The 22,960-nt window shown below is 64.1% G+C and carries 19 protein-coding genes; 4 read left to right on the top strand and 15 right to left on the bottom strand.

Features of this window, described 5'->3' with window-relative positions; all coding sequences use genetic code 11:
- Positions 1-72: 72 nt before the first annotated feature.
- The 8 genes from IE158_RS06845 to murG all read right to left on the bottom strand — a co-directional run bounded on the left by IE158_RS06845 (position 73) and on the right by murG (position 8,985).
- Complete coding sequence (locus tag IE158_RS06845) at positions 73-1,062, bottom strand: ADP-ribosylglycohydrolase family protein (protein ID WP_189642917.1); 990 nt, start codon at positions 1,060-1,062, stop codon at positions 73-75.
- The gene (locus IE158_RS06840) at positions 1,059-1,520 is read right to left on the bottom strand and encodes a TlpA family protein disulfide reductase (RefSeq protein ID WP_189642916.1); all 462 of its coding nucleotides are present in this window, start codon (positions 1,518-1,520) and stop codon (positions 1,059-1,061) included. Before IE158_RS06840 ends, IE158_RS06845 begins: the two co-directional genes overlap by 4 nt.
- A gap of 17 nt (positions 1,521-1,537) precedes the next feature.
- Complete coding sequence (gene ftsZ / locus IE158_RS06835; protein ID WP_189642915.1) at positions 1,538-2,593, bottom strand: cell division protein FtsZ; 1,056 nt, start codon at positions 2,591-2,593, stop codon at positions 1,538-1,540.
- 142 nt (positions 2,594-2,735) lie between these two features.
- Positions 2,736-4,190 carry a cell division protein FtsA gene (ftsA, locus tag IE158_RS06830; RefSeq protein WP_229838963.1) on the bottom strand — a complete coding sequence of 485 codons (1,455 nt, stop codon included), beginning with the start codon at positions 4,188-4,190 and terminating at the stop codon, positions 2,736-2,738.
- Positions 4,187-4,789, bottom strand: a complete 603-nt coding sequence (locus IE158_RS13565) for a cell division protein FtsQ/DivIB (RefSeq protein ID WP_229838962.1) — start codon at positions 4,787-4,789, stop codon at positions 4,187-4,189. Before IE158_RS13565 ends, ftsA begins: the two co-directional genes overlap by 4 nt.
- 664 nt (positions 4,790-5,453) lie before the next feature.
- On the bottom strand, positions 5,454-6,383 hold the full coding sequence (locus IE158_RS06820) for a UDP-N-acetylmuramate dehydrogenase (protein ID WP_189642912.1): 930 nt from the start codon (positions 6,381-6,383) through the stop codon (positions 5,454-5,456).
- Complete coding sequence (murC, locus tag IE158_RS06815) at positions 6,380-7,834, bottom strand: UDP-N-acetylmuramate--L-alanine ligase (RefSeq protein WP_189642911.1); 1,455 nt, start codon at positions 7,832-7,834, stop codon at positions 6,380-6,382. The genes IE158_RS06820 and murC overlap by 4 nt, the downstream gene beginning before the upstream one ends.
- Positions 7,835-7,893: 59 nt before the next feature.
- Positions 7,894-8,985, bottom strand: coding sequence for an undecaprenyldiphospho-muramoylpentapeptide beta-N-acetylglucosaminyltransferase (murG, locus tag IE158_RS06810; protein ID WP_189642910.1), 1,092 nt, complete (start codon positions 8,983-8,985; stop codon positions 7,894-7,896).
- 180 nt (positions 8,986-9,165) lie between these two features.
- Between murG and IE158_RS06805 the strand changes: the two genes are divergently transcribed.
- A complete protein-coding gene (locus IE158_RS06805; protein WP_189642909.1) occupies positions 9,166-9,660 on the top strand; it encodes an HD domain-containing protein in 495 nt (164 codons plus the stop codon).
- 31 nt (positions 9,661-9,691) lie between these two features.
- Here IE158_RS06805 and IE158_RS06800 read toward each other — a convergent pair whose 3' ends face one another.
- Both IE158_RS06800 and IE158_RS06795 read right to left on the bottom strand, forming a co-directional pair.
- Positions 9,692-10,975: a S1C family serine protease gene (locus IE158_RS06800; RefSeq protein ID WP_189642908.1), complete on the bottom strand. Its 1,284-nt coding sequence runs from the start codon at positions 10,973-10,975 to the stop codon at positions 9,692-9,694.
- A complete protein-coding gene (locus IE158_RS06795; RefSeq protein WP_189642907.1) occupies positions 10,972-11,196 on the bottom strand; it encodes an FmdB family zinc ribbon protein in 225 nt (74 codons plus the stop codon). The genes IE158_RS06800 and IE158_RS06795 overlap by 4 nt, the downstream gene beginning before the upstream one ends.
- 331 nt (positions 11,197-11,527) lie before the next feature.
- Here IE158_RS06795 and IE158_RS06790 point away from each other — a divergent pair, with 331 nt between their 5' ends.
- The 3 genes from IE158_RS06790 (at position 11,528) to glmS (ending at position 17,361) form a co-directional block, all read left to right on the top strand.
- Positions 11,528-13,588 carry a PTS mannitol transporter subunit IICBA gene (locus tag IE158_RS06790; RefSeq protein WP_189642906.1) on the top strand — a complete coding sequence of 687 codons (2,061 nt, stop codon included), beginning with the start codon at positions 11,528-11,530 and terminating at the stop codon, positions 13,586-13,588.
- Between the two features lie 316 nt (positions 13,589-13,904).
- The gene (locus IE158_RS06785) at positions 13,905-15,098 is read left to right on the top strand and encodes a mannitol-1-phosphate 5-dehydrogenase (protein ID WP_189642905.1); all 1,194 of its coding nucleotides are present in this window, start codon (positions 13,905-13,907) and stop codon (positions 15,096-15,098) included.
- 442 nt (positions 15,099-15,540) lie between these two features.
- On the top strand, positions 15,541-17,361 hold the full coding sequence (glmS, locus tag IE158_RS06780; protein ID WP_189642904.1) for a glutamine--fructose-6-phosphate transaminase (isomerizing): 1,821 nt from the start codon (positions 15,541-15,543) through the stop codon (positions 17,359-17,361).
- 262 nt (positions 17,362-17,623) lie between these two features.
- On the opposite strand, the gene IE158_RS06775 is transcribed toward glmS, so the two are convergent.
- From IE158_RS06775 to IE158_RS06755, 5 genes are all read right to left on the bottom strand, one after another.
- Positions 17,624-19,447, bottom strand: coding sequence for a DUF3084 domain-containing protein (locus tag IE158_RS06775; protein WP_189642903.1), 1,824 nt, complete (start codon positions 19,445-19,447; stop codon positions 17,624-17,626).
- Positions 19,448-19,521: 74 nt separating this feature from the next.
- Positions 19,522-20,304 (bottom strand): LPS export ABC transporter ATP-binding protein, encoded by a 783-nt coding sequence (lptB, locus tag IE158_RS06770; protein ID WP_189642902.1) that lies wholly within the window; start codon positions 20,302-20,304, stop codon positions 19,522-19,524.
- 49 nt (positions 20,305-20,353) lie between these two features.
- The gene (locus tag IE158_RS06765; RefSeq protein ID WP_189642901.1) at positions 20,354-20,845 is read right to left on the bottom strand and encodes a DUF420 domain-containing protein; all 492 of its coding nucleotides are present in this window, start codon (positions 20,843-20,845) and stop codon (positions 20,354-20,356) included.
- Between the two features lie 159 nt (positions 20,846-21,004).
- Positions 21,005-21,721 carry a DUF3108 domain-containing protein gene (locus tag IE158_RS06760; protein WP_229838961.1) on the bottom strand — a complete coding sequence of 239 codons (717 nt, stop codon included), beginning with the start codon at positions 21,719-21,721 and terminating at the stop codon, positions 21,005-21,007.
- On the bottom strand, positions 21,714-22,919 hold the full coding sequence (locus IE158_RS06755) for a phosphopentomutase (protein WP_189642900.1): 1,206 nt from the start codon (positions 22,917-22,919) through the stop codon (positions 21,714-21,716). The genes IE158_RS06760 and IE158_RS06755 overlap by 8 nt, the downstream gene beginning before the upstream one ends.
- Positions 22,920-22,960: the final 41 nt, after the last annotated feature.

Here is a 22,960-nt window from a genome sequence, read left to right as displayed (position 1 = left end):
GACGGGGCAGCCGGGCCAGAATCTCGGCATTGACCGAGTTACGCTGGACCAGTTGCAAGAACTGCTCCTCGGTTACGCCAGCAGCCCTGGATAATGTTCCACGCAGCTCCACTCCCGCTCCCACCCCGGCCAGGAGTGGCCCAGTCGCAGCGGCGGCAGCAAGTGCTCCGGCACCTTCAGACCCCGTGCTCCAGCAATCGCCCCAGCCACGCAGGCCACCGTGTCGGAGTCGTCGCCCAGCAGCGCGGCAGGTTCGATGCAGCCCAGCCAGTCGTCGGCGCGGGCATGGGCCAGGGCTGCTTCCAGCGTGTCCAACACGTAGCCGCTCTGCGAGGTGAGGTGTCCCTCCAAGCCGCTGCGGACCCGTTCGCGCACCTGCCCACGGGCTGAGCGGCTGTGCTCACCAAACTCGGCATAAGCGGCGCGGCTTTCTATCTCGAACAGCCCTGCGTCCAGCATCACGGCGCGGGCGTCCACCTGTTCCAGCAGCGCCAGGCCGTGGGCAGCGGCGCGGGCGAGTGGCTCATCCTGGCTCAGCGCTTCCAGCAGACCAGTGAAAAAGACAGAGGCGTACACGCAGCGCGGGTCGGCGTGGGTCAGGGCCGTGACCAGCACGCTCTGACGGGCCAGCTCCTCGCCACTGAAGCCTGCCAGCCAGACAGCGGCAATTCGCATCAGGCCGCCGTTGCCCGCACTCCCATACCCGCTGGCCTGCCAGGCCCGGACACCCCCGTCCAGCGTGCCGTATCCGAGTGCGCTGCGGGTCAGGCCGCCCACGTCCGGCGGGCGGGTACTTAGCCAGTCGCGGAGGCCCGCCAGCACGCCGCTCAACTCTTTCTCACGTTGCCCTTCGCTGCGGGCGTAGCCCAGCAGGGTCGCCGCCACCATCTGGCTGTCGTCGGTGGCCTCGCCGGGTGCGAATCCGAAGACACTGCCCTCCTGATACTCGCGGAAGGTCTCGCCGTACCGCTGGCGGATGGCCTGCGGGGTCTTGAACTCTGTGGCGGCAGCCAGGGCGTCGGCGGCGGTCAGGGCAAATAAGGTGTTGAGGCGGCGGTTCATCCCGCTCCCTGGGTCACTTCGGCCAGCCAGTATTCCAGCCGGGTCTGCGCATTGTCCTGACTGCCGTAGATAGAGCGCACCACTTCCCCACCTTCCAGAGCGGTCCAGTGCGGCGTGCCTTCGGTGGCGTAAGCCTCGGCCAGTGAGCCGTCCACATCCAGCGCCACTGGAAAAGGCAGCCGGGCAAATTTCTGGGCAAAGTGCAGCAGCGTGGGCAAAATCTCCTCGCGGTCCAAGTGCCGGTGGCCGCGTGAGGTATGCACTGCGACGAAGTTCACCTGTTCCCCGTACTGTGCATGCAGCCGCTTCATAAAGGGAATGCCGCGTGACACGCAACCTGCGCATTCCAGGTGGAAGAACATCATCAGGCTTGGCCGCGCTGGGTCTATGTCCTCCGCGTGCCAAACAAAGTCCCCCGCCGCAGGCCAGGGCAGGGGAGAGGAAGGTTCAGGAGTCATGGCTCCATTCTAGTGGTTCAGTCGCGGCCCACATTCCGCAGGAACGCGGGAATATCGTAGTCCTTGGGGTCATAGGCTGCGGAGCTGCCGGTACGGACCGGGCGCACGATGTTGTCAAAGCTGCTGCTGCCGTCAAAAGGACCGTCGTCAAAGCCGGTGGCAATCACGGTGACGCGCACTTCATCGCCCGCCGCTTCGTCAGGAGTGATGCCGAACAACACATCTGGGTCTTCTCGGCCAGTGGCTTCGCGCACACGTTCCAGAATCTCGTTGGCGTCGTTCATGCTCAGGTCGTAAGAGCCGGTGACGTTCACCAGAATGCGGCTGGCACCCTCGATCCCGCGCTCCAGCAGCGGCGAGTGAATGGCCGTCATGGCGGCTTCTTCGACCATCTTGTCGCCCCGGCCCGCGCCGATCCCCATCAGGATGGTGCCCGAGTTGCTCAGCAGGTTGCGCACGTCGGCAAAGTCAAGGTTGATCATACCCTCTACATTGATCACGTCGCTGATGCCTTTGACGCCGAAGTACAGCACCCGGTCAGCAATGAGGAAGGCTTCGCGGAACGACACCTTCTTGTCAATGGCGGTCAGCAGTTTCTCGTTGTTGACCACGATCATGCCGTCCACGCGCTCGGCCAGCTTGGCGATGCCCTCTTCGGCCACGCGCTGACGCTTGGGGCCTTCAAACTTGAAGGGACGGGTCACGATAGCAACGCTCAGGATGCCCATTTCACGGGCAATTTCAGCCACAACAGGCGCAGAGCCGGTGCCGGTGCCGCCGCCCATACCTGCCGTGATAAACAGCATGTCGGTGCCGTCCAGGTACTCCTTGATGCGCTCTTTGTCCTCCATGGCAGCCTGCTCACCCACTTCGGGATTGGCCCCAGCGCCCAGACCACGGGTCAGGCGGTCACCCAACTGAATCCGTATCTCCGCGTGGCTCTTGGCGAGCACCTGCGCGTCGGTGTTGCCGGCGATGAATTCCACACCGTCCAGGCCCGATTCGATCATGCGGTTCACGGCATTGTTGCCGGCTCCGCCCAGTCCAATTACGCGAATTTTGGCAGCTTCCATATCTGACTCCTTTGGGGGTGGGCAATAAGGCTGCCCAGGGTGGCTGAGAGGCTCTCTGTATCGGTGTATCTGGCCTGCGGAGAGCCTCGCAGCGGTTGGGGACATGACGACTTGCGCAGTGTAGCGCGGCGGACAATGAGGCTCAGAGCCAGTCGCTAAACCATCTGCGAATCTTTTCCATCAGCCCTGGCTTGTGGTCTGCGGAGGACGGCTGCTCCTGCGCTTTGGGCGAGGTCCGCACCACGGTCTGATGAACCGGGGCAGACACCGGCTCCGTGTGCTGCGGTGCGGACTGCACTTCAGCCGGGCGGGGCCGCTCGGCACGCTGCGGCGCAGGCTGCGGCTGAGCCTCCGGCTCGCGGTCTTTGCGGGATTTGATCAGGGGGGCTTTGACAGGCTGGGGTTCCGGCTCCGGCTCGGGCAGAGGCAGCGGCGCAGGGGCGACCAGGCGGCCATCTTCATGCAGCCCGAACAGCACCAGGCCCACGCCAGCGGCGTACTCCGGGCCATTGACGATATCCACCAAGCCGCCGATGTTGCCCGGCTTGCCCAGGCGCACCGGCACCCGGAAGCGGTCGCGGGCCAGTTCGGGGGTACCGCGCAGCTTGCTGGCCCCGCCGGTCAGAATGACATTCTGGGCGATCAGCTCGACTGGGCCCAGTGTCTGGTCAATCTCATCGCGGATCATCCCAAAAATCTCAGCGATGCGCGGCTTGATGACCCGCGAGAGTTCCTGCGCGCTCAGGGCATGGGTCTTGCCCTGTCCGGTGGTGATTTCCAGGGTGAGGTCGGCGTCGGCCATTTCGGGGAGGGCTGCGCCGTAGCGGCGCTTGACATCCTCCGCCTCTTCCATCGGAATCTTGAGAATCTGTGCCAGGTCAGCGGTCACATGGTCACCGCCGATAGGAATAGAAGCGCTGTGGGCCAGGTTGCCCCGGCGGAACACGCCGATATCAGTGGTGCCGCCGCCCATATCAATCACGATGACCGACTGGCTTTGCTCGCCGGTATCCACCGTGGAGAGGCCCGAAGCGAGGGCCTGAAGCACGAAGCCGTCCACCCGCAGGCCCGCTTCCTGCACGCAGCGGCGCAGGTTCAGTAGCGGCCCAGCGGTTCCGGCCACGATATGCACATCCACTTCCAGGCGCACGCCGTGCATGCCAACAGGGCTCTTGATGCCTTCCTGGCCGTCCACCTCGTACTCCTGGGGCAGCGTGTGTAGCACCTCCAGATTGGGGTCCAGCGGCACAGCCTGAGCATTCTCGATGGAGCGGTGAACATCCGTGTCAGTGATTTCGTGGCCCCGGCGGATGGCAGCCAGACCGTGACTGGTGATGGCTTTGGTATGGTTGCCCGCCACCGACACGTAGGCGCTTTCGACCTTGACACCGGCCACACGCTCGGCGCGGTGTACCGATTCCTTGATGGCCTGCACGGTGCGTTCCAGATTCACGACAGAGCCGCGCTTGAGCCCTTCGCTTGGCACGCTGCCCTGGCCGATAATGTCCACGCTGCCGTCGCCAGCCAGCTCGCCGATCACGGTGGTGATTTTGGTGGTGCCTATATCCAGGCCTACGATCATTCGGTTGTCCTTCATTCCTGGACGCTCACCCCCCAGGGGTAGATATGAATTTGTTGATTGGGATATTCCGCCAGTGCTCCGGCGTACTTCAGCAAAGATTCGAGGTCGCCGCTCCATGCTGAACTGCCTGCCGATTTGACAGACAGACCAGAGGGAGTGTACTCCACCGATTGTACATGGTATGGCGCGAGGGCTTCCAGGGCGGCCAGAGCGTCACCGGTTCGCTCTGGACCCCAGCCGGTCACGTTGGGCAGGGCAGCAGCCGGTTCAGCGCCGGGAAGACGGGTGCCGTCACGGGCTACGGCCACCGGCTGCTGGCCCGATTCCCGCAGCATGGCGTAGGGTCGCCGCTCGGTGATGTGTACATTCAGCCGCCCTGGGAACTGCCGGGTCACTTCCGCCGACTCAATCCAAGGTTCGCGGGTGAGGCCCGCCGCCTGCCGCGCTCCGTAGTAGAGCCAGCTGCTGCCTTTATCCACTCCGGCGGCCCGCACCACTGCTTCAGCACTGAGATGCTGGTTGCCACTGACAGCCACTTCGCGGATGGGTAAGGCGTACCACGAGGCGGCCAGGGCCAGTACGGTCAGGGGAAGAAAAACCCAACCCCAGAGCACGTTTCCATGACCGCGGCTGGGCGACGGAGCCGCTGGTAGCAGTTCCGCAGGCAGCTGGGTGGGTAGAGCTGGTGAAAGCTCAGCTGAGGCGGCTGGTGCGCGAGGTGGCGTGGGGGCTGAGCGCCGCCGGGGGAAGGAGAATCGCCTTTGAGATGGGGAAGGGGAAGTAGCAGCAGGCACCAACGGGGACGGGGGCTGCTCTGTCTGGCCCGTTGATAGAGCAGCGGACGTGACGCGTCCGTGTGGAACGTCAGGGTCTGTCTCGCTTCCCCCAACAGGGCCCGCCTGCGCGGCAGATTCAGCCCAGACCGCTTGTCCAGCGTGCTCCTCCCCGTCATCAGTGACATATTCCAGGTCATCAAGTCCCTCGTACAGGACTGTTTCCTCATCATCAGGGTGCCACTTCTTGCGAACAGGTCTAGGGTCGGGAGGCGAACGGCGAAACATAAACCCATCTTAACTGTTTTGCCGTGAGATAAATCGCATTCTGATACAGCCCTGCTAAGGCGCTGTTCGCAAAGTGCAGAAGATACAGCCAATGAGAGACATTCCCTGCTGCCGTAGAGGTCCCGATGAGATGGCGTCGGGAAAGCACTTATTCTCCACCCGACTCCATGTGTTGTACTCGCCCGTTCAAAAGATATGTATCTTTTTGCCAACTGCTTTAGCGCAGGTCAGCTGCCGCTTCTTCAGGCCAGATCTCGTATTCCAGTTCCAGTGGGCCACTCAGCTCGGGAGCCAGTCGGCCTTTGATCAGCCGCAGCAAGCCCAGCACGTCGGCGGCGGTGGCTCCGCCCAGATTCACAATGAAATTCCCGTGCTCAGGGGCAATGCGGGCTTGCCCGATCTGCTCGCCCTTGAGCCCGGCGCGGTCAATCAGCAAGCCGGCACTCACGCCGCCAGGGTTTTTGAAGGCGCAACCGGGGGTCTTCATCTTGGGCTGGCCTTTGCGCGCTGCGTCGGCCTGATCCATGCGCTCACGTACGGCTTCGGGGGTACTTTGCTGCAAGCGGAGCCGCACCCGCGACACAATATGACCACGCGGAATGTCACTGTTGCGGTAGCCCCAGTTCAGATCGTCGGGGGTGACTTGGCGCACACCCTCAGGCGTCACGATTTCAATGGTGTGTAGGCCGTCGAACATCTCGCCAAAGCGGGTGCCAGCGTTCATCCACACTGAGCCGCCCACCTGACCCGGGATGCCGACTGTGCCTTCCAGGTTGCTCCAGCCCAGCGCCTGCAACTTGCGGAGCAGTCCCGGCAAAGGTGTGCCGCCGCCTACCCAGCCGGTCACGATCATTCCGCTGGCCGGGTCGCTCAGCTCGGGGTCAGGTGTCAGGTCAGCTTTGGCCAGTGGGCCAGACAGCCGAATCACGCGCTCAGGTACACCACTGTCGTCAATCACCAAGTTGCTGCCGCCGCCCAGGATGCGGTAAGGCTGCTCCACCGCTTCAGCCAGCGCTTCGAGCGTCTCCACAAACCAGATTTCGGCTTCACCGCCTACGCCGACGGTGGTGTAGCGGGCCAGTGGCTGGCGCTCCACGCGGGTGCCTAAGCGGCTGGGGGAGGGCTGGGCAGGAAGGACGGCGCTCACCGCGCTTCCTTGAGGGGTGACAGAGGATCGTCAGCCGGCTCGACCAGTTGCCGGGCCAGCTGCCAGACGTCGCCCGCTCCCATGGTCACGATAATGTCGCCCTGATCAGCCGTGCGGCGCAGGTAGTCCACCACGTCGCCGCGCTGCGGCCAGTAGCGCGCACCTGCGTGGCCGCCGCCGCTCATGCGGTCCACGATCAGTTGGGCGTGAATGCCCTCAATCGGGGTTTCGCCCGCTGCGGCGATGTCCAGCACCATCACCTCGTCAGCGTCCATCAGGGCGTCGGCCAGCCGGGGCCACGACTGCTGCGTGCGCAGGTAGCGGTGAGGCTGGAAAATCACCCGGACGCGGCGGCCGGTCTGCTGAGCGGCCTGGACAGCGGCATGCAACTTGGTGGGGTTGTGAGCGTAGTCGTCCACAACCTGTGCACCGTGCAGTTCGCCGATATGCTGCCAGCGCCGGCCCGGTCCCTTGAAAGCGGCCAGGGCCTGTGCTGCCCGGTTGAAGTCGCCGCCGTACAGGTGGGTCACAGCGAGCGCAGCTAGTGCATTCATGGCGTTGTGATGTCCCGGCAAGCTGACGCGGGCTTCGCCCAGCACCTCGCCCCGGCAGGTCACAGTAAAGCTGGTCCCAGCGGGATCGCGGCGCAGGTTCTCGGCGCGGTAGGTGCAGCCCTGCGAAATCCCGTACGACAGCTGCTCGGCGCAGCCTGCAACCAGATGGTCCAGGTTGCGGCCTTCTAGGCCTTGCCAGTCGGCGTAGTACAACACCCGCTTGGCCTGCGACACGAACTGCGCAAAGCCCTCGTGCTGCTCCTCCACTGTTTCCCAGTAGGTGGCCTGGTTGCCGCCCACATGGTCATCTTCGGCATTGGTAAATACGGCAGTCTCACAGCTCAGCTGCGCGAAGCGGCGGTCGGATTCGTCCACTTCCGCCACAAAAGGCCCCTGACCGGCGCGGGCGTTGGCCCCGAATTCCGGCACAATTCCGCCCACAAAGGCGGCGGGGTCCAGGCCAGCGCCCTCCAGCGCCACGGCAATCATGGAGCTGGTGGTGGTCTTGCCGTGCGTGCCGATCACGCCGATAGAGGGCGAGGCGGCCAACAACTGCGCGAGCAGCTCCATGCGCGGCAGCACACTGAGCCCGGCGTCTAAGGCAGCCTGCACCTCAGGATGCGTCTTGGACACAGCTTCAGAAGCCACCAACACGCTGGCGGCTGGGCGGCTGCCGTGGGCCAGCAAGTGAGCGGGGTCATGGCCCAGCTGCACCGCGATGCCCTCGGCTTCAAGCTGACGGGTCAGCTCCGACGCCTGGGCGTCACAGCCAGAAACGTGGTAACCCCGCGCTTTGAGCAGCCGGGCAAAGGCACTGACGCCGATGCCGCCGATTCCCATCAGATGAATGTGGGTATCTCGGGGAGAGGGATGTTCAGCAGTAAACAGTTTGGTCATGGTGGAAGGGGACGGCACAGGCGCTGACGAATCATTGCGGAAGAAGGCGTCTGAGAGATTCACAGCTGCTCGACCAAATCGGCCAGCCGGGCCGCAGCACCCTGTGGGGAGCGCTGCCGTGCGGCCTCCCGCATCTCGCTGCGCGTGCCTGACAGACCACACTCTAGCACCCGCTTTCCTAGATCACGGCTGAGGGCGCTCTGCTCTACCAACCGGCCAGCGCCCACTTTTTCTACGGCCTGGGCATTGTGGAACTGGTGATTTTCGGCGGATTCGGGTAGCGGCACCATGATCAGCGGCACGCCGTGGAAAGCGGCTTCGGCCAGTGTGCCGGTACCAGCGCGGGTCACCCCCAGGTCCGCCACGCTCCAGGCGGAGGGCGCGTCCACAAAGCCTGTGACGTGATACCAGGGCAGGTCGGCCACAGTGGGGGCGACCGCTTCCACCCAGCGCGGCCCGGTAGAGTGCAGCACCTGCACCGGCTCACCGTGAAGTGTTCCGCTGCCAAGCACCTCGCGCAGCACCGGGGGCACGCCTTCATTCAGCGCCAGCGAACCCTGTGACCCGCCCATGACGAGCAGGGTGAGGCGCTGCGGGTCCAGACGGAGACCAGCGGCACTCAGGCGTGCGAACGCCTCCGCACGGCTGACTCGTTCTTCGCGGATGGGCATGCCGACCAGTTGCCCTTTGCCCGCTGGCAGGCCGATCACTTCTTTGTAGGCGGTAGCGACAGCGCGGGCCCGTCCGGCAGCCAGGCGCTGGGTGAGGCCCAGGTGGGCATTTTGCTCGTGCAGGACGGTGGCAATGCCCAGGCTCTGCGCCGCCAGCACACCCGGCAAGCTGGCAAAGCCGCCGTAGCCCACCACTGCGGCGGGTCGGCGTTCAGCCAGCCAGCGCCGCGCCTGCACCACGCCGCCCGCCGCCCGCAGCAGCTCGCGGGGGTCTGGCCGTCCCTGTCCACTGCGGGCCAGCTTGCCGGCCTCTACTCCGAAGAATTCCAGGCCTGCGCGCTCGGCTGCGCCTTCTTCCATTCCGCCGCGCTGCCCCAAGATGGCCGCGTGGTGCCCCCGCCTGATGAGTTCCTGAGCGGTGGCCACCGCCGGATAAATATGCCCGCCGGTGCCGCCGGTTGCCATCACGAAACTTGCCATGTCAGGCACTATAAGCGCAGGAGGCGCGTAGACCGAACAGCTTGCGGGCAGGGAGGCAAATGGTGATCTGCGGTATACGCGAAAATGTCAGCGAACCCTTCTGTTTGCCTCCTGCTCTGCTTGACAGCTCTTGGGTTTCCAGGTCTCCAGTTTTCAGGTTTTCAGGGCATACTGAAGCTCATGCCCCGGCTGCGTGCCTTGCCTGACAAATTGCGCCGCCTGCGCCGCAGCTTCCGCGAGTCGCAGGCGCGCCCCGACGACTGCTGGGCACTGGCTCGCCTGACTCCCGCCGAGGGCCGACTGTACCTGCGGATGGATGCCCGTGACCGCGAACACGCCGTGCGAGTGGCGCAGGCCCTGTTGGCTGCCTGCTTGGAGGAGGATTCACCGCCCAGTTCCGAGCTGCTGGCCGGTGCGATTCTGCACGACTGCGGCAAGCTGGTCTGGCCCTACCGTGTGTGGGAGCGGGTTGGGGCAGGGCTATTGCCCTACCGCATAGCGGCCTGGGTGCCCTGGATGCCCGCACAGGTGCGCGCCCAGCATGCAGAGTGGGGAGCGCTGCTGGTCCGCCGGGAGGGAGGCCGGGCGCGGGTGTCAGAGCTGGTCGCCGCCCACCATCATCCGGCGGGCGACCCTGAAGCCGCCTGGATTCACCGCCTGGACGATCTGGAATAAGTCCCTAGAAGCCCAGCCGACTCACGGGATATTAGGGAGAGACAGGAGCCAGCTGGTCGCTGGCGGGCTCCTGCGCGTCCGGAGCTCCCTGTGAGGGCGCGCCAGACTCTGGGGTGCCCAGTCCCTGAGTGCCAGGCCCCTGTGGCCCGAGGTCCTGGGGCACGGGACCGGCGCTGCCCTGGCTCTGCGACTGGAACTCCTCCAGGCTGCGCTGCTGCAAGGTGACGCTGAGCTCCTGGCGGCGGCCATCGCGCCACACGGTCAGGCGCACCACGTCGCCGGGACGCCGCGCGGCCACCAGTGAGGTCACGTCAAATGGCTGGCTGACAGGACGGCCATCCACAGCCACGATGATGTCGCCCAGTGGTGCCAGCAGTTGCCCGCGTGAGTTGCGCAGTGAGCCGCGTAGGCCAGCGCGTCCAGCGGGGCTGCCTGCCTGGATTTCGTCGACCAGCACACCTTGGTTACTGACCAATCCGGCCAGTTGGCGCAGGGCCGGGTCCAGGTCTTCGAGACCCACCAGAGTTACGCCCAGATTGCCGCGCTGCGGGGCCCCCGTGCGCTCCAGGTCGCTGAGGGTCTGTTTGACCAGGTCGCCCGGAATACTGATGCCGATGAGTCCTGCCGCCATGGAGTTGGCAGCGGCGTTGGCATTGGCGATGCCCACCACCGCGCCGCGTGAATCCAGAATGGGGCCGCCGGAGTTGCCGCCCTGGATGCTGTTGGTGCTGATAATGTACTCGCCCACTTCGCTCGCCAAGTTGTCGGAGCGGGGAATCTGCGTGGCGGGGGCCATCACGCTAAAGACGCCAGTGCCCACAAAGTTCTGAATCTTGAAGGGCGAGCCGATGGTGATCAGTTTCTGTCCCTGCACCAGCGCGGCGCTGGACCCGAATTCCAGCGTGGCCGGTGCGGTCACAGCTGTGACCCGCAGCACCGCCACGTCAATGCCGGGGTCCACGCCCTCGACTTTGGCCGGTACGGTGCGGCCATTTTGGAGCGTCACGGTGAGGTTCTCGCTGTCCTGCACCACATGATAGGCCGTCACAATCAGGTCCTTCTTGTAAAAGAACCCGGTGCCCACTTCTACCGGGTCGTCGCCGGGCATCAGCGCTTCGGGAGCCAGGGCATTGTTGACCTGTACCACAGCTGAGCGGGCTCCGCGCACCACCTCGGTGGTGTTGATCTCATCCGGCACGACCAGCGCCCGCTGAGCACTGACTTGCCCCGTCACGTAGGCCCCGCCCGCTGCACCTGCAACCAGAAGGGCGGCCAGCCAGGGGCGCAGTGAGCGGGGGGAGCGCGGCTCGGTCATCCCTTGTCTCCGCCGCTTTTATCTCCGCCGCTTTCGCTGCCAGAGCTGCGCGAGTCGGTCACATAAAAGCCGCTGCCCTTAAAGGTGATAGCGGGCGGCGAGATGACGCGCTTGACCGGCGCGCCTGTTTCAGGGTGCTGGGTGTAGGCGTCGTCCTTCATGCTCTGCTTGAATTCATACAGTTCGCCAGTTTCCAGGTTTTTGTAGATATAGGTGGGCATCAGACACTCTCCGGCTCTCATGCTAGCCCATGTGATGTTGAGAACTACAGGCTCACTGGTTCTGCAGCCCGGCAGCCCGCAGATGCAGGAAGTCTATGAAGCAAGTGGCATGAGGCACTCAGGAAGGCAGCCACTTTCATCCAGAAGCCTGAACCCCCGGCCTGAAGCGCTGAGAGCTATGTTTCCACGCGGTAGCTCCGTCTCTTCTCTAAGTTGCGAATGCAGTATTGTTGCGTGACACTTTATCTTCCTCAAATTTTTGCCCTTTCTCCAACTTCTGACGCGGTGCCCCTGTGGGCCCTTTCTCCCCTCGTATGAAAAGAGGCACATTATGACCAGTTCCAGTCATTCGCAAGCTCCAGGCAAAGATGCTGTGCAGCGCTTTGGCCGTTTCCTAAGCGCGATGGTGATGCCGAATATCGGCGCGTTTATTGCCTGGGGTCTGATTACAGCCCTGTTTATCAAGACTGGCTGGCTACCCAATCCGATGTTGGGCGGTTTTGAAGATGCTTCCGGGCAGTCCCATACCGGTTTGGTTGGCCCAATGATCACCTACTTGCTGCCGCTGCTGATTGCCTACAGCGGGGGCAAGCTGGTCGCAGACCACCGTGGTGGCGTGCTGGGCGCTATTGCCGCGATGGGTGTGATTGTAGGGACCGATATTCCTATGTTTATCGGGGCCATGATCATGGGTCCGCTTGGTGGCTGGGTCATCAAGCAGTTTGACCGGGCGGTGCAGCACCGTATTCCCGCCGGCTTCGAGATGCTGATCAACAACTTCTCGGCTGGGATTATCGGTGCGCTGCTGGCAATTCTGGGCTTTTATGCTATTGGGCCGGTTGTGGAAGGCTTCAGTGCCCTGGTGGCGAGTGGCGTAAGCTGGCTGGTCAACGCGGGCCTCCTCCCGCTGGTCTCGCTGTTTATTGAGCCTGGAAAGATCCTTTTCCTCAACAATGCGATCAACCACGGCATCTTGACTCCACTGGGCACTCAGCAGGCCGCCGAGACGGGCAAGTCTCTGTACTTTCTGCTGGAAGCCAACCCTGGCCCTGGCCTGGGCGTGCTGCTCGCGTACTGGGCCTTTGCCAAAGGCACCATCAGGGCTTCAGCTCCCGGCGCGGCCATCATCCATTTCCTGGGCGGCATTCACGAAATCTACTTCCCCTATGTGCTGATGCGCCCCGCGCTGCTGATCGCTGTGATTGCTGGCGGTATGGCCGGGATTGCCACTCTGGTGGCTCTGGGTGGGGGACTGGTCTCTGCCGCTTCACCTGGCAGCATCTTCGCCATCTTGGCCCTGACTCCCCGTGACGCCTTCTTGGCAAATATCCTGTCGGTCCTGGTGGCCGCCGCCGTTTCGTTCGCTATTTCGGCGCTGATTCTGCGCGGGGCCACCTACACCGAGGATGACCTGGCCGCTGCCCAGAGTGGTTCCAAGGCCATGAAGGGCAGCCCCGCCGCAGGGGCGCCCGTCAGCGCCAGCGCTGCTGTGACCACCGACGTGAGCGACTTGGGAGCCCGCCCAGTCCGCAAGATTGTGTTCGCCTGCGACGCTGGCATGGGGTCAAGCGCGATGGGAGCAACGGGCTTTCGCAAGAAGGTTCAGGCCGCCGGGCTGCCTATCGAAGTCACCAATACGTCTATTGAGAACATCCCCGCCGACGCCGACATTGTGGTCACCCAGCAAAATCTGACCAGCCGCGCCCGCGCCAAGCAACCTGGCGCTCAGCACGTCTCGATTGACAATTTTGTGGGCAATCCTATCTATGACCGCATGATCGATGAGCTGAAAGCGGGCGCTGCTGCGCCTGTGGCCGCCACTGCGGTGGCTGGGACCGTTGCCGCAGCGCCTGCCGCTGCCGTGGTTGGAGCCCAGCCCGGAGTTCAGGTGGTGCAAGGGGCCCCAGTGGCGGCTGTGACTCCCGCAGTGGCTACCCCCACAGTCGCAGAGCCGGGCCATGAGTCCAGCAGCGTGCTGCGCCGCGAAAATATTCGCCTGGGCCTGAGCAGTGAGTCCCGTGATGACGCGATTCGCCGCGCCGGGGAGATGCTGGTGGCTTCCGGCTATGTGGAAAGCGAGTACGTGCCAGCCATGTTGCAGCGCGAAGAACTGGTCAGCACCTACATCGGCAACGGCGTGGCGATTCCGCACGGCGTGGACGAAGCCAAAGCCCGCATCAAATCCAGCGGCATTGTGGTGAACCAGTACCCGCAGGGCGTGGACTTTGATGGCCAGACTGCTTATTTGGTCATCGGCATTGCTGGGCAGGGAGACGACCACATGGAGATCCTGTCGAACATTGCCGGCGCTCTGGAAGATGAGCAGGCCGCGGCCCGCCTGGCCCGCACAACTGACCCGGACGAGATTTACCGCGCCTTTACTGGACGCTAAAGTTTTGGCGAAGTTCTGAAGGTGCCGGCCAGGTGAGGACTTGGCCGGCACCTTCAGTTTGTGGACGTTGGGCCTGTCAGGTCACAGACCATAAGAATGGTACTTAAGGACAAGTACAAGCGGAGCGGGCATAAGCGTAAGGTGGATGATGAGGGCTGAAACTTGTCAGGAAAATGGTGCTGTGACAGGTAGGGCAGTCGCCATCCGCCAGCCGTCGCTGCTTGCAATGGCGCACAATGGGCGAAAGTCACCCGGTCCATTTCCTGTCATTCCATTCTCTGTCCTACAGTTCCTCTCAGCACAAAGGAGACTCACCATGACTCAGGCAGATCAAACACAGACGCAGCGTTCCCAGCCGAACTCCGGAAAAATGGCCCTGCATTTCGGCGCAGGCAACATTGGCCGCGGCTTTATCGGGGCGCTGCTGTCCCAAAGTGGTTACCGCGTGGTGTTCGCAGATATCAACGAGCAGGTCATCACGGCGTTACGTGAGCAGGGCGAATACGACATCCATATCTTGGATCAGAATGCACGGACCGAACGCATCTCAGGCGTCAGTGGCGTCCTGTCGAATGGCCCTGAAATCGTGCCGGCGATAGCCGAAGCTGACTTGATCACCACAGCAGTTGGCCCCAACGTGCTGAGAATCATCGCCCCCACCCTGGCCCGTGGCATCGAAGCGCGGGCGGCGGCTGGCGGCGGGCCTCTGAACATCGTCGCCTGTGAGAACAAGGTCGGGGCCAGCAGCTTCCTGCGGGACGAGGTGCTGGGCCACATCAGCGAGGAGGGCCGCGCTTATCTGGAGCAGAATGTGGGCTTCCCGAACGCCAGCGTGGACCGCATTGTGCCGCCATTTGAGGGGGAGCACCTGTTGGATGTGGGCGTAGAGGAATTTCACGAGTGGTATGTGGAAGGGCCAGGATTTAGGGGCGAGATTCCTCAGATTGAGGGCATGAAGGTAACGGACGACCTGATGGCCTATGTGCAGCGTAAGCTGTATACCCTCAACACCGGGCACGCCATCGCCGCCTATCTGGGCCAATTGCGCGGTCTGGACACTGTGGCCGCAGCCATGCAAGATGAGCAGACCGCTCAAGAGGTGCGTGCAGCCATGCAGCAAAGCGGCGCAGCCTTGGTGCAGACTCACGGCTTCGGAGCCCAGGAGCACGCCGAGTACATTGGCCGGATTGAGCAGCGCTTCACAAACCCCTACATTCATGATGAAGTGACGCGTGTTGGCCGCGAGCCAGTGCGTAAGTTGGGACCAAAGGAGCGCCTGATTGGCCCAGCCCAGATGGCCAAAGAGCTGGGTCTGCCGGTAGACGCCCTGCTGCGTGGTGCGGCAGCGGCGCTGTATTTCCGCAGTGCTGAAGACCCGCAGGCACAGGAGTTGCAAACCATGTTGGCGCAAGACGGCCTGGCGGCAACCATCACCGCTCTAACGGAACTGCCTGAGGGCGACCCCATGCACGCTGAAATCGTGCGCCAGTATGCCGAGCTGAGCCACTGACCTTGGGCTGCGCTGCTTGTCGGCCAGCTCCTGAAGTTTTGGTGAGGACTGGCCGACTGGCTCTGGGCCTACAGTTCCTTCCGGGCGTGCTATGCTGCGCCGCGAAATGAACGAAGTGGTGTTCGTTCGTTCTCGTGAACGGGAAGCGCAAGGTCTGGGACGCGGCGAGATAGACGGCCCCCAGAAGACGAGGTGAAGGTGAGCGAGTTTCTGCGGATACCTTCCGGTGGCAGCACCCACCGACCCGGCCCTACGGCACTGCCCAGGGCAAGCGCGGCGATAACCCCTCAGGTGACTGAGGCATAAGGCCAGCGCAGTGACTTCTTCAGTAGACCCAATGTCTGCTGCAGTAAAGTAGATCTACAGCACACCACAGCCCTTTTTCCCAGCTTTTGGCTGGGGTGCATCCAGGCGGCCTCACAGGTTGCCGGAGGAGAACATTATGTGTGGAATCGTCGGATATATCGGCCCCAATAACGCCCAGGAGATCCTGATCTCGGGCCTGAGCAAACTGGAATACCGTGGCTATGACAGCGCCGGTATCGCGGTTGGTGACGGTGCTTGCATCGCCACCCGCAAGAAGGCCGGTAAGCTGGCCAACCTGGCCGACGACCTGGAACATAGCCCACTGAGTGGGACATTCGGCATCGGTCATACCCGCTGGGCCACCCACGGTCCACCCAACGACACCAACAGCCACCCGCACACCACCGAGAACGGTGACATCGTGCTGGTTCATAACGGCATCATTGAGAACTACATGGAGCTCAAAGAGGGCCTGCTCGCCCGCGGCCACGAGTTCCGCTCCGACACCGACTCCGAAGTGGTGGCCCACCTGATTGAGGAAGCCTACGCTGGCAACCTAGAAGAGGCCGTGCGCGCTGCTCTGGCCAAAGTGCGCGGTGCTTACGCGCTGGTGGTGACCCACAAGGACCACCGCCAGATCGTGGCGGCCCGCACCGTCAGCCCACTGGTGATGGGCGTGGGCGAAGGCGAGATGTTCCTGGCCTCGGATGTTCCCGCGCTGCTCAATTACACCCGCCAGATGGTGTTTATCCAAGACGGCGACATGGTCATCTTGGACGACGATGGCTACCGCATCACTGACTTGCAGGGCAACTCGGTGGAGCGTGAAGTGGAAACCATCGACTGGGACGCTGAAGCAGCAGAAAAAGGCGGCTACGACAGCTACATGCAAAAGGAAATCTTTGAGCAGCCGCAGGCCCTGAGCAACACACTGCTGGGCCGGTTGCATGATGACCAGGGCAGTGTGGAGCTGGACATTGAGCTGGACCCGAACTCCTTTGACCGTATTCATATCGTGGCCTGCGGTACGGCGTACTACGCGGGCATGGTGGGCAAGTACCTGCTGGAGCAACTGGCCCGTGTGCCGGTAGAACTGGACGTGGCGAGCGAATACCGCTACCGCGAGCCGGTGGTCACCGACCGGACGCTGGCGATTGCTGTCAGTCAGTCGGGCGAAACCATCGACACCCTAGAAGGCATGCGCGAAGCGATGCGCGGCGGCGCACAGACCCTGGGCATCATCAACGCCAAGGGCAGCTCCATGACCCGCGAGCTGGACCACACCCTGTACGTACACGCCGGTCCCGAAATCGGCGTGGCGAGCACCAAGGCCTACACCAGCATGGTGAGTGCGTTCCTGCTGCTGGCGCTGTGGCTGGGTCAGCAGCGCGGCACGCTGAGCAAGGAAGAAGTGGCCCACCTGGTCCACGAGGCCCGCTCGCTGCCCCGCCTGATCTCCGAGGCCCTGAGTGACGAGCGCCTGGCCCGCGTGCGCGAAGTGGCTCAGAAATACCACCAGGCCCGCGATTACCTGTTCCTGGGACGTGGTGTGAACAACCCCACTGCCTACGAGGGTGCGCTGAAGCTCAAGGAAATCAGCTACATCCACGCTGAAGCCTACGCCGCTGGCGAGATGAAGCACGGCCCCATTGCGCTGATTGACGAGCACCTGCCGGTGGTCGTGGTGGCCACTGAGTCGCGCCTGCTGGAAAAGACCATCAGCAACGTGCAGGAAGTGCGGGCCCGTGGTGGCCGCGTGATCCTGATTCTCAGCGACGGTGACACCGAGAATGTCCAGCATGCCGAAGACGTTCTCTACGTGCCCCGCTGTGACGAGATGATCAGCCCCATCGTGAATGCCGTGCCGATGCAGCTGCTGGCCTACTACACTGCCGACACCCTCGGCAAAGATGTGGACAAGCCCCGCAACCTGGCCAAATCGGTGACAGTGGAATAAGGGATGTTGTCATGCACTCCCGCTTTGGCTTTGGCCTGAGCGGGAGTTTTGCTCTATCTGGCGCTGTGTTGCTGTGGTCGTGACTTCTTACTGTTTGTGAGGCTCACCGCTTCTGGGTAGAGCCGCCGAGTGTGCAGCCGTTCATGAAGCGCTGGCCCCGTAGCCCGATTTCATCAATCTGTTTCTGTTCCTCTTGCGGCTGCTGGGCGGCAACCCGGCTGATCCCGGATTCCCTGAATCATGCAGATGAGCGTTTTCTGGCCTATCTGGGCAGAACCTCGGCGCGCAGGCTGACCGGCAAGTCTGGCCGGATGTCACTGCGGGCGCTGAGGCGCACGGTGACGCGGCGGCCAGGTTGCTCCTCAGAGAGAGAAACCAACTCGGCCAGCAGCTCGACCATTTCGCTGACTGGCAGGGCACTGCCCACCAGGCTGCTTTCGGTCAGGCCCCGGGCCAGCAAGGTTTGCCGCGCCTGCTCGGACAGGGCTTCCACCTGCCGCTGCAAGTCTGCTGCGTCACCGCCCAGCTGCACTGCGCCTTCGGTCACCGGAGCCCCGGCAGCGAAGATGACCCGGTTGGGCCGGGCCTCACAGCTGAGGTTGACCGCAAAGCCTTCGGGGACGTTGGCGGCGGCGCGGCACTGCACGAAGCTGCCCGCACTAAAAGACCCCACCGAGCTTTCCAGGCCAGCGCGGGAGCTCGCGGGCAGCTCGGCGGCGCGGCTACCACGGTTCAGGGCCGCCTGCGAGGCACTGCTCAGAAAAGTGTCCAGCTCGGCGGGCGTGCTGATGACGCCGGAATATACCAGCTCATTTTTGGTGTAGGCCAGGTCGCTGCCCAGCGCCGCGCTCAGCTCGGTGCGGGTAGAAGAGTAATCGTCCTGCAACTGACCCAAGCTGGTGCGGGTGCTGACCAGATCGGAGGCCAGCTCGGCATTGGCGGCCACCAGTTCGGTCTGCTGGTCCAGCAGGTCACGCTGCAGGGTCTGCAGCTGCGCCACGTCACGGCGGACTGCCGCGAGTTCCTGCGCGGCCTCGTCGCGCTCAGTGCGCAGGTGGTCGCGCTCCTGAGCCAACGCGTCCCGCTCGGCTTCGGTGGCCTGGCGCTGGGCTTCGGCCCTGGCCTGTGCGGCCAGGGCCGCGTCGCGTCCCTGCACGGCGCTGTCCCGCTCAGCGGCGGCGCTGTTTCTGGCCGTCTCCGCCTGTTGTTTCTCGGTCAGTGCGCTGTCACGCTCGGCCACGGCCTGCTGGCGCTGGGTGTCCAGTTCCCGACGGGTGCGCTCCAGGGACGTCACCTGGGTTTCCAGTGCGGCGGCCCGTGACGCCGCTGCCCCGGCTCTGGCCTGCAATTCGCGGGTGCGGAGCTCGGCGGCCTGGGCGCGGCGCTCGGCCTCACGGGTGCGCCCGGCAGCGGCGTCTGCCTGGGCGCGGGCTTCTTTGGCCTGGGCCCGCAGGGTGCCCAGTTGACCGTCAAGCTGCGCCACCTCGGCGTCCAGTGCCTGCGCCCGCTCCTGGCTGCGGCCCAGTTCCTCCTGGCTGCTTTGGAGCTGCGTACGGGCTTGCTGGGCCTGCGCTTCCAGAGCGCTGCGGCGCTGCTGCAAGCCCGCGACCCGCTGTTCCAGCGCCCCGGCGCGGGTTTCCAGGGTCTGTCCAGCCTGCTGCGCCTGGCGCAAGTCCTCCTGGGCGTTGCCCAGTTCGCTGCGGGCCTGCTGGTATTCATCTTCCAGGGCCTGAGCCGCTTGCTGCGCCTGGTCGCGTTCCTGCTGGGCCGTTCGCAGTCCCGCTTCGGCGCGGGTCAGTTCGGTGCCGACCTGCTCGATTTCAGTGCGCAGGCGCTCCAGTTCAGGGCGCAGCTGCTGGGCCTGCTGAATGGTGGCAATCGCGTCACGGTTCAGCAGGCCAAAGGCCCCCAGGCTGGCCAGGCTGATCCCCATGCCGGACAGCACCGCCACCAGCAGCGCCGTGTCTTTGGGCCGCAGGCCGAACATCCGCAGGTGTCGGCGGCCCACCTTGCGGGCGATGACATCGGCGGCATAAGCCACCACACCCGCAAGCAGAACCACGAACCCCAGAAAAAGCCACAGCACGCCCCGGAGTCTATCAGGGGGTCAGGGCAGAACATGAGGGCGCTGTCGGCGGCGGCCCGCCAGCCTGCGCCGGTTTACAGCTCGAAGTCTTCGCCGAGGTAATGGGCCCGCACGTCCGGATTGGCGGCAAACTCAGCGGGGGTGCCCTGAAACGTCACTTGCCCGTCGAACATCAGATACACCCGGTCCGTCAGCGCAATGGTTTCCCGCACGTTGTGGTCCGTAATAAAGACGCCGATGCCCCGCCGGTCCCGCAGTTCCCGGATCAGGCGCTGAATTTCACGGATGCTTTTGGGGTCCACGCCGGTAAAAGGCTCGTCCAGCAGCAGGTAGTCGGGGTCGGTGGTCAGGGCACGGGCCAGTTCCAGGCGTCGTCGTTCCCCGCCCGAAAGCTGATAGGCGTAGGAGTTCGCCAGGTGGCTGAGCCCGAACTCTTCCAGCAGGGCGTCAGCGCGGCGCTCCTGCTCGGCGCGGGGCAATTTCTGATATTCCAGAATCGCCAGCAGATTGTCGCGGGCCGAGAGCCGGCGAAAAGCGCTGGGCTCCTGCGGCAAGTAGCCCAGGCCCAGCTGTGCCCGCTGGTGCATCGGGAGCGCCGTCACGTCGCGCTGGCCCAGGGTGATGTGACCAGCTCCAGCGCGGATAAAGCCCACGATCATATAGAAGGTGGTGGTCTTGCCCGCGCCGTTGGGTCCGAACAGCGCCACGATCTCGCCGGGGTTCACATTCAGGTCCACCCCGCGTACCACTTCGCGCCGCCCGTAGCTCTTTTTGAGGCCACTGGCGGTCAGTGGTGGGCGGTTGCCCGCAGGAGCAGGGGAGGCAAACGTAGGCTGTGGTACGGCGGGAGCGGTCACGCCCGGCAGTCTATCAGGCAGCAGATGAGACGCGCTGAGCAGCGGCCATCTAGTGAGGCATGACTTGGCCCCAGCGGCCCAGAATCAGGTAGATAATCCACCCCGTCACTGCCACGTACAGCCACACCGGCACGGTCCAGCGCACCCACTTGCGGTGCATGTCAAAGGCGGCGCGTGCCACCGGGTTGCTATCTACATTCGACAGGTTTCCGGCGGCCTTCAGGCCCTTGTAGGCGTAGCCCAGCGGAATCACGGCCAGGGGCAAGTTGGCGGCGGCCAGCACGATATGGCTGATCAGCAGGGCGTAGTAGCCGGTCTTCCACTCGGCAGGTCCGGCATAAGCTTTTTCGTAGCCCAGCGCCAGCCGGGTCAGGTACAGCACCAGAAACAGGGTCGCCAGGGCGCTGGCGCTTAGCATGGCGCGCATATGGTTTTCGCGGTTGCCCGAGCGAATAAAGAACACGCCCGCCAGCAGAGCTAATCCACTCAGGACGATGGTGACAACGGCAGCTTGATTGATGGCGGCGGCATCTAGAGGCATCACCGGCCACTATAGCGGGGGGCTGAACGCACGGTCAGGGCAGGGAGTCCCTTGCGCTGTTTCAGCCTGGGCCCAGAGTGGCAACCGGGATGAAGCCAGCGCATTACAGTAGTGCGCCCTGGACCGGGACAGGCGGGCATTGGGCACCTCCTAGAGCATTTATCCCACGCGTCGCCGCACCCGCCCACCCGCTTGGCCCTGCCGCGCACCGGGTCGCTCGTGCCAGATGTGGGCGGGCTGGGCGTCCACTACGCCGAACGGTGTGGGCTGAGTCAGGCGCAAGAAGGTGCGTGGCTGCTCTGGTTGTGGAGGCTGGGCCGAGCGCCATACGCCCGCGCTGCCAGGCCGCAGCAAAAAGACTTCGGCTGTCTCGCCGCCGACCTCTTCATCCGGCAGGCGCTGCACATGCACGCCGCTGCCCGCCAGCCGCACCACCTGCTGCTCACCGGGGGCCGCCGACCACTCGCGCACCCACAGCAGCAAAGACACGGGGTCCAGATAGTCGGCCACCAGGGGCGCGTCCGTTTCCTCGCCGCGCTGACGCAGCCGCACCTCTCCGGCGCGGTAGTCCATGTTCAGTTCCATCGTGGTGCGGCTTCCCTCGCCCTCGGCATAGGTGAGCAGGGCCAGCGTGCGCGGATGCAGCCGGCTGGTCTGGTGAATGCGCAAGTGGGGGAGTACGCCCCCAAATTCGGTGTCCACCTGCGCCACCACAGCTCCGCGCTCTGGGCGAATGCTCCACCGCTGCGCACCTGCGTACTGTCCGCCCAGGCTCAGGGCCAGCTCGAAGCTTTCGCCGGTGCGTGCCCAGTGTGGCAGGCCGCCGCGCAGGTCAAACAAGCTGGGCGGGCCATCTGTGGCCCTCGCTTCAGCCACGCAGCTGCGCCCAGAAACTCTGGCCGGGGCCGTCCCAGTCGGCACCCAGGGCCTCGGCGGCGGTTGCGCCCACGTCGGCAAAAGTCTGACGCGTGCCCAGGTCGGTCAGTCCCTGCATGCCGGGCCGGTAAGCCAGCAGCAGGCCGTGCTCGCGGGTGTGGTCGCTGCCGTACCAGGTGGGGTCGTTGCCGTGGTCCGAGATGATCAGCAGAGCGCCGCCTTCGGGAACAGCTGCCAGGAATTCCGGCAGGGCGTCGTCAAATGCCCCCAGCGCCGCCGAGTAGCCTGCGGGGTCGCGGCGGTGCCCATACTTGGAGTCAAAATCCACCAGGTTGGTAAAGATCAGCCCGTCCAGGCCCTCGGCGGCAGCCTGACGCATCCGTGCCAGCGTCTGGCGAATGCCATCAGCGTTGTCGTCGGTGTGGTGCATCTCCGTAAATCCCTTGCCCGCGTACAGGTCCGGAATCTTGCCGATGCCCACCACGGCCTTGCCCGCGTCCTTGAGGGCGTCCAGCACGTTGTCTGGGGGAATAAGCGAGTAGTCCCTGCGCTGGTCGTTCAGCCGCTCGAAGTGGGGAGGCTGCCCCGTAAATGGCCGGGCGATCACGCGGGCCACCGCATATTCACCTTGCAAGATTTCGCGGGCCGCTTCGCACCAGGCGTACAGCGTTTCGAGCGGGACCACATCAACGTGTGCGGCCACCTGAAAGACACTGTCGGCGCTGGTGTACACGATGGGCTGGCCGGTTTGCAGGTGTGCTTCGCCGTAGTCAGTCAGGACTTCGGTGCCGGAGTAGGGCAGGTTGCACAGATGCCCGCGCCCGGTGGCTGCGTCAAAGCGGTCCATCACTTCTTTGGGGAATCCCTGTGGGTAGACCTGAAAGGCATTGTCCAGCTGAATGCCCATGAATTCCCAGTGGCCGGTAGACGAGTCCTTGCCGGGACTGACCTCTTCCATTCGGCCAAATGCGCCGCAGGCTTCCTGCACATCGGGAATGGTCGCGGGGCTGCGCTCCACGCCGGGAATAGCGCCAATGCCCAGGCGGGCCAGGTTGGGAAGCGGTACTGGAGCCGCCCTCAGGGTGTGGTTGAGGGTAAACGCACCTGTGTCACCGCCCTGCTGTGGATCGCCGAAGCTGGCGGCATCGGGCAGCGCGCCCACGCCGACGGAATCAAGAACCAAAATGGTGAGGAGCATGCTGACAGGATAGATCACGGCCAGAGGGGCCGGAGCCAGTG

Origin of the sequence: Deinococcus piscis, assembly GCF_014653275.1 — a bacterium.
GTDB classification, from domain to species: Bacteria; Deinococcota; Deinococci; order Deinococcales; family Deinococcaceae; genus Deinococcus; species Deinococcus piscis.
Note: the sequence above shows the minus strand (reverse complement) of the source record. Positions and strands in the feature narration are given on the sequence as shown.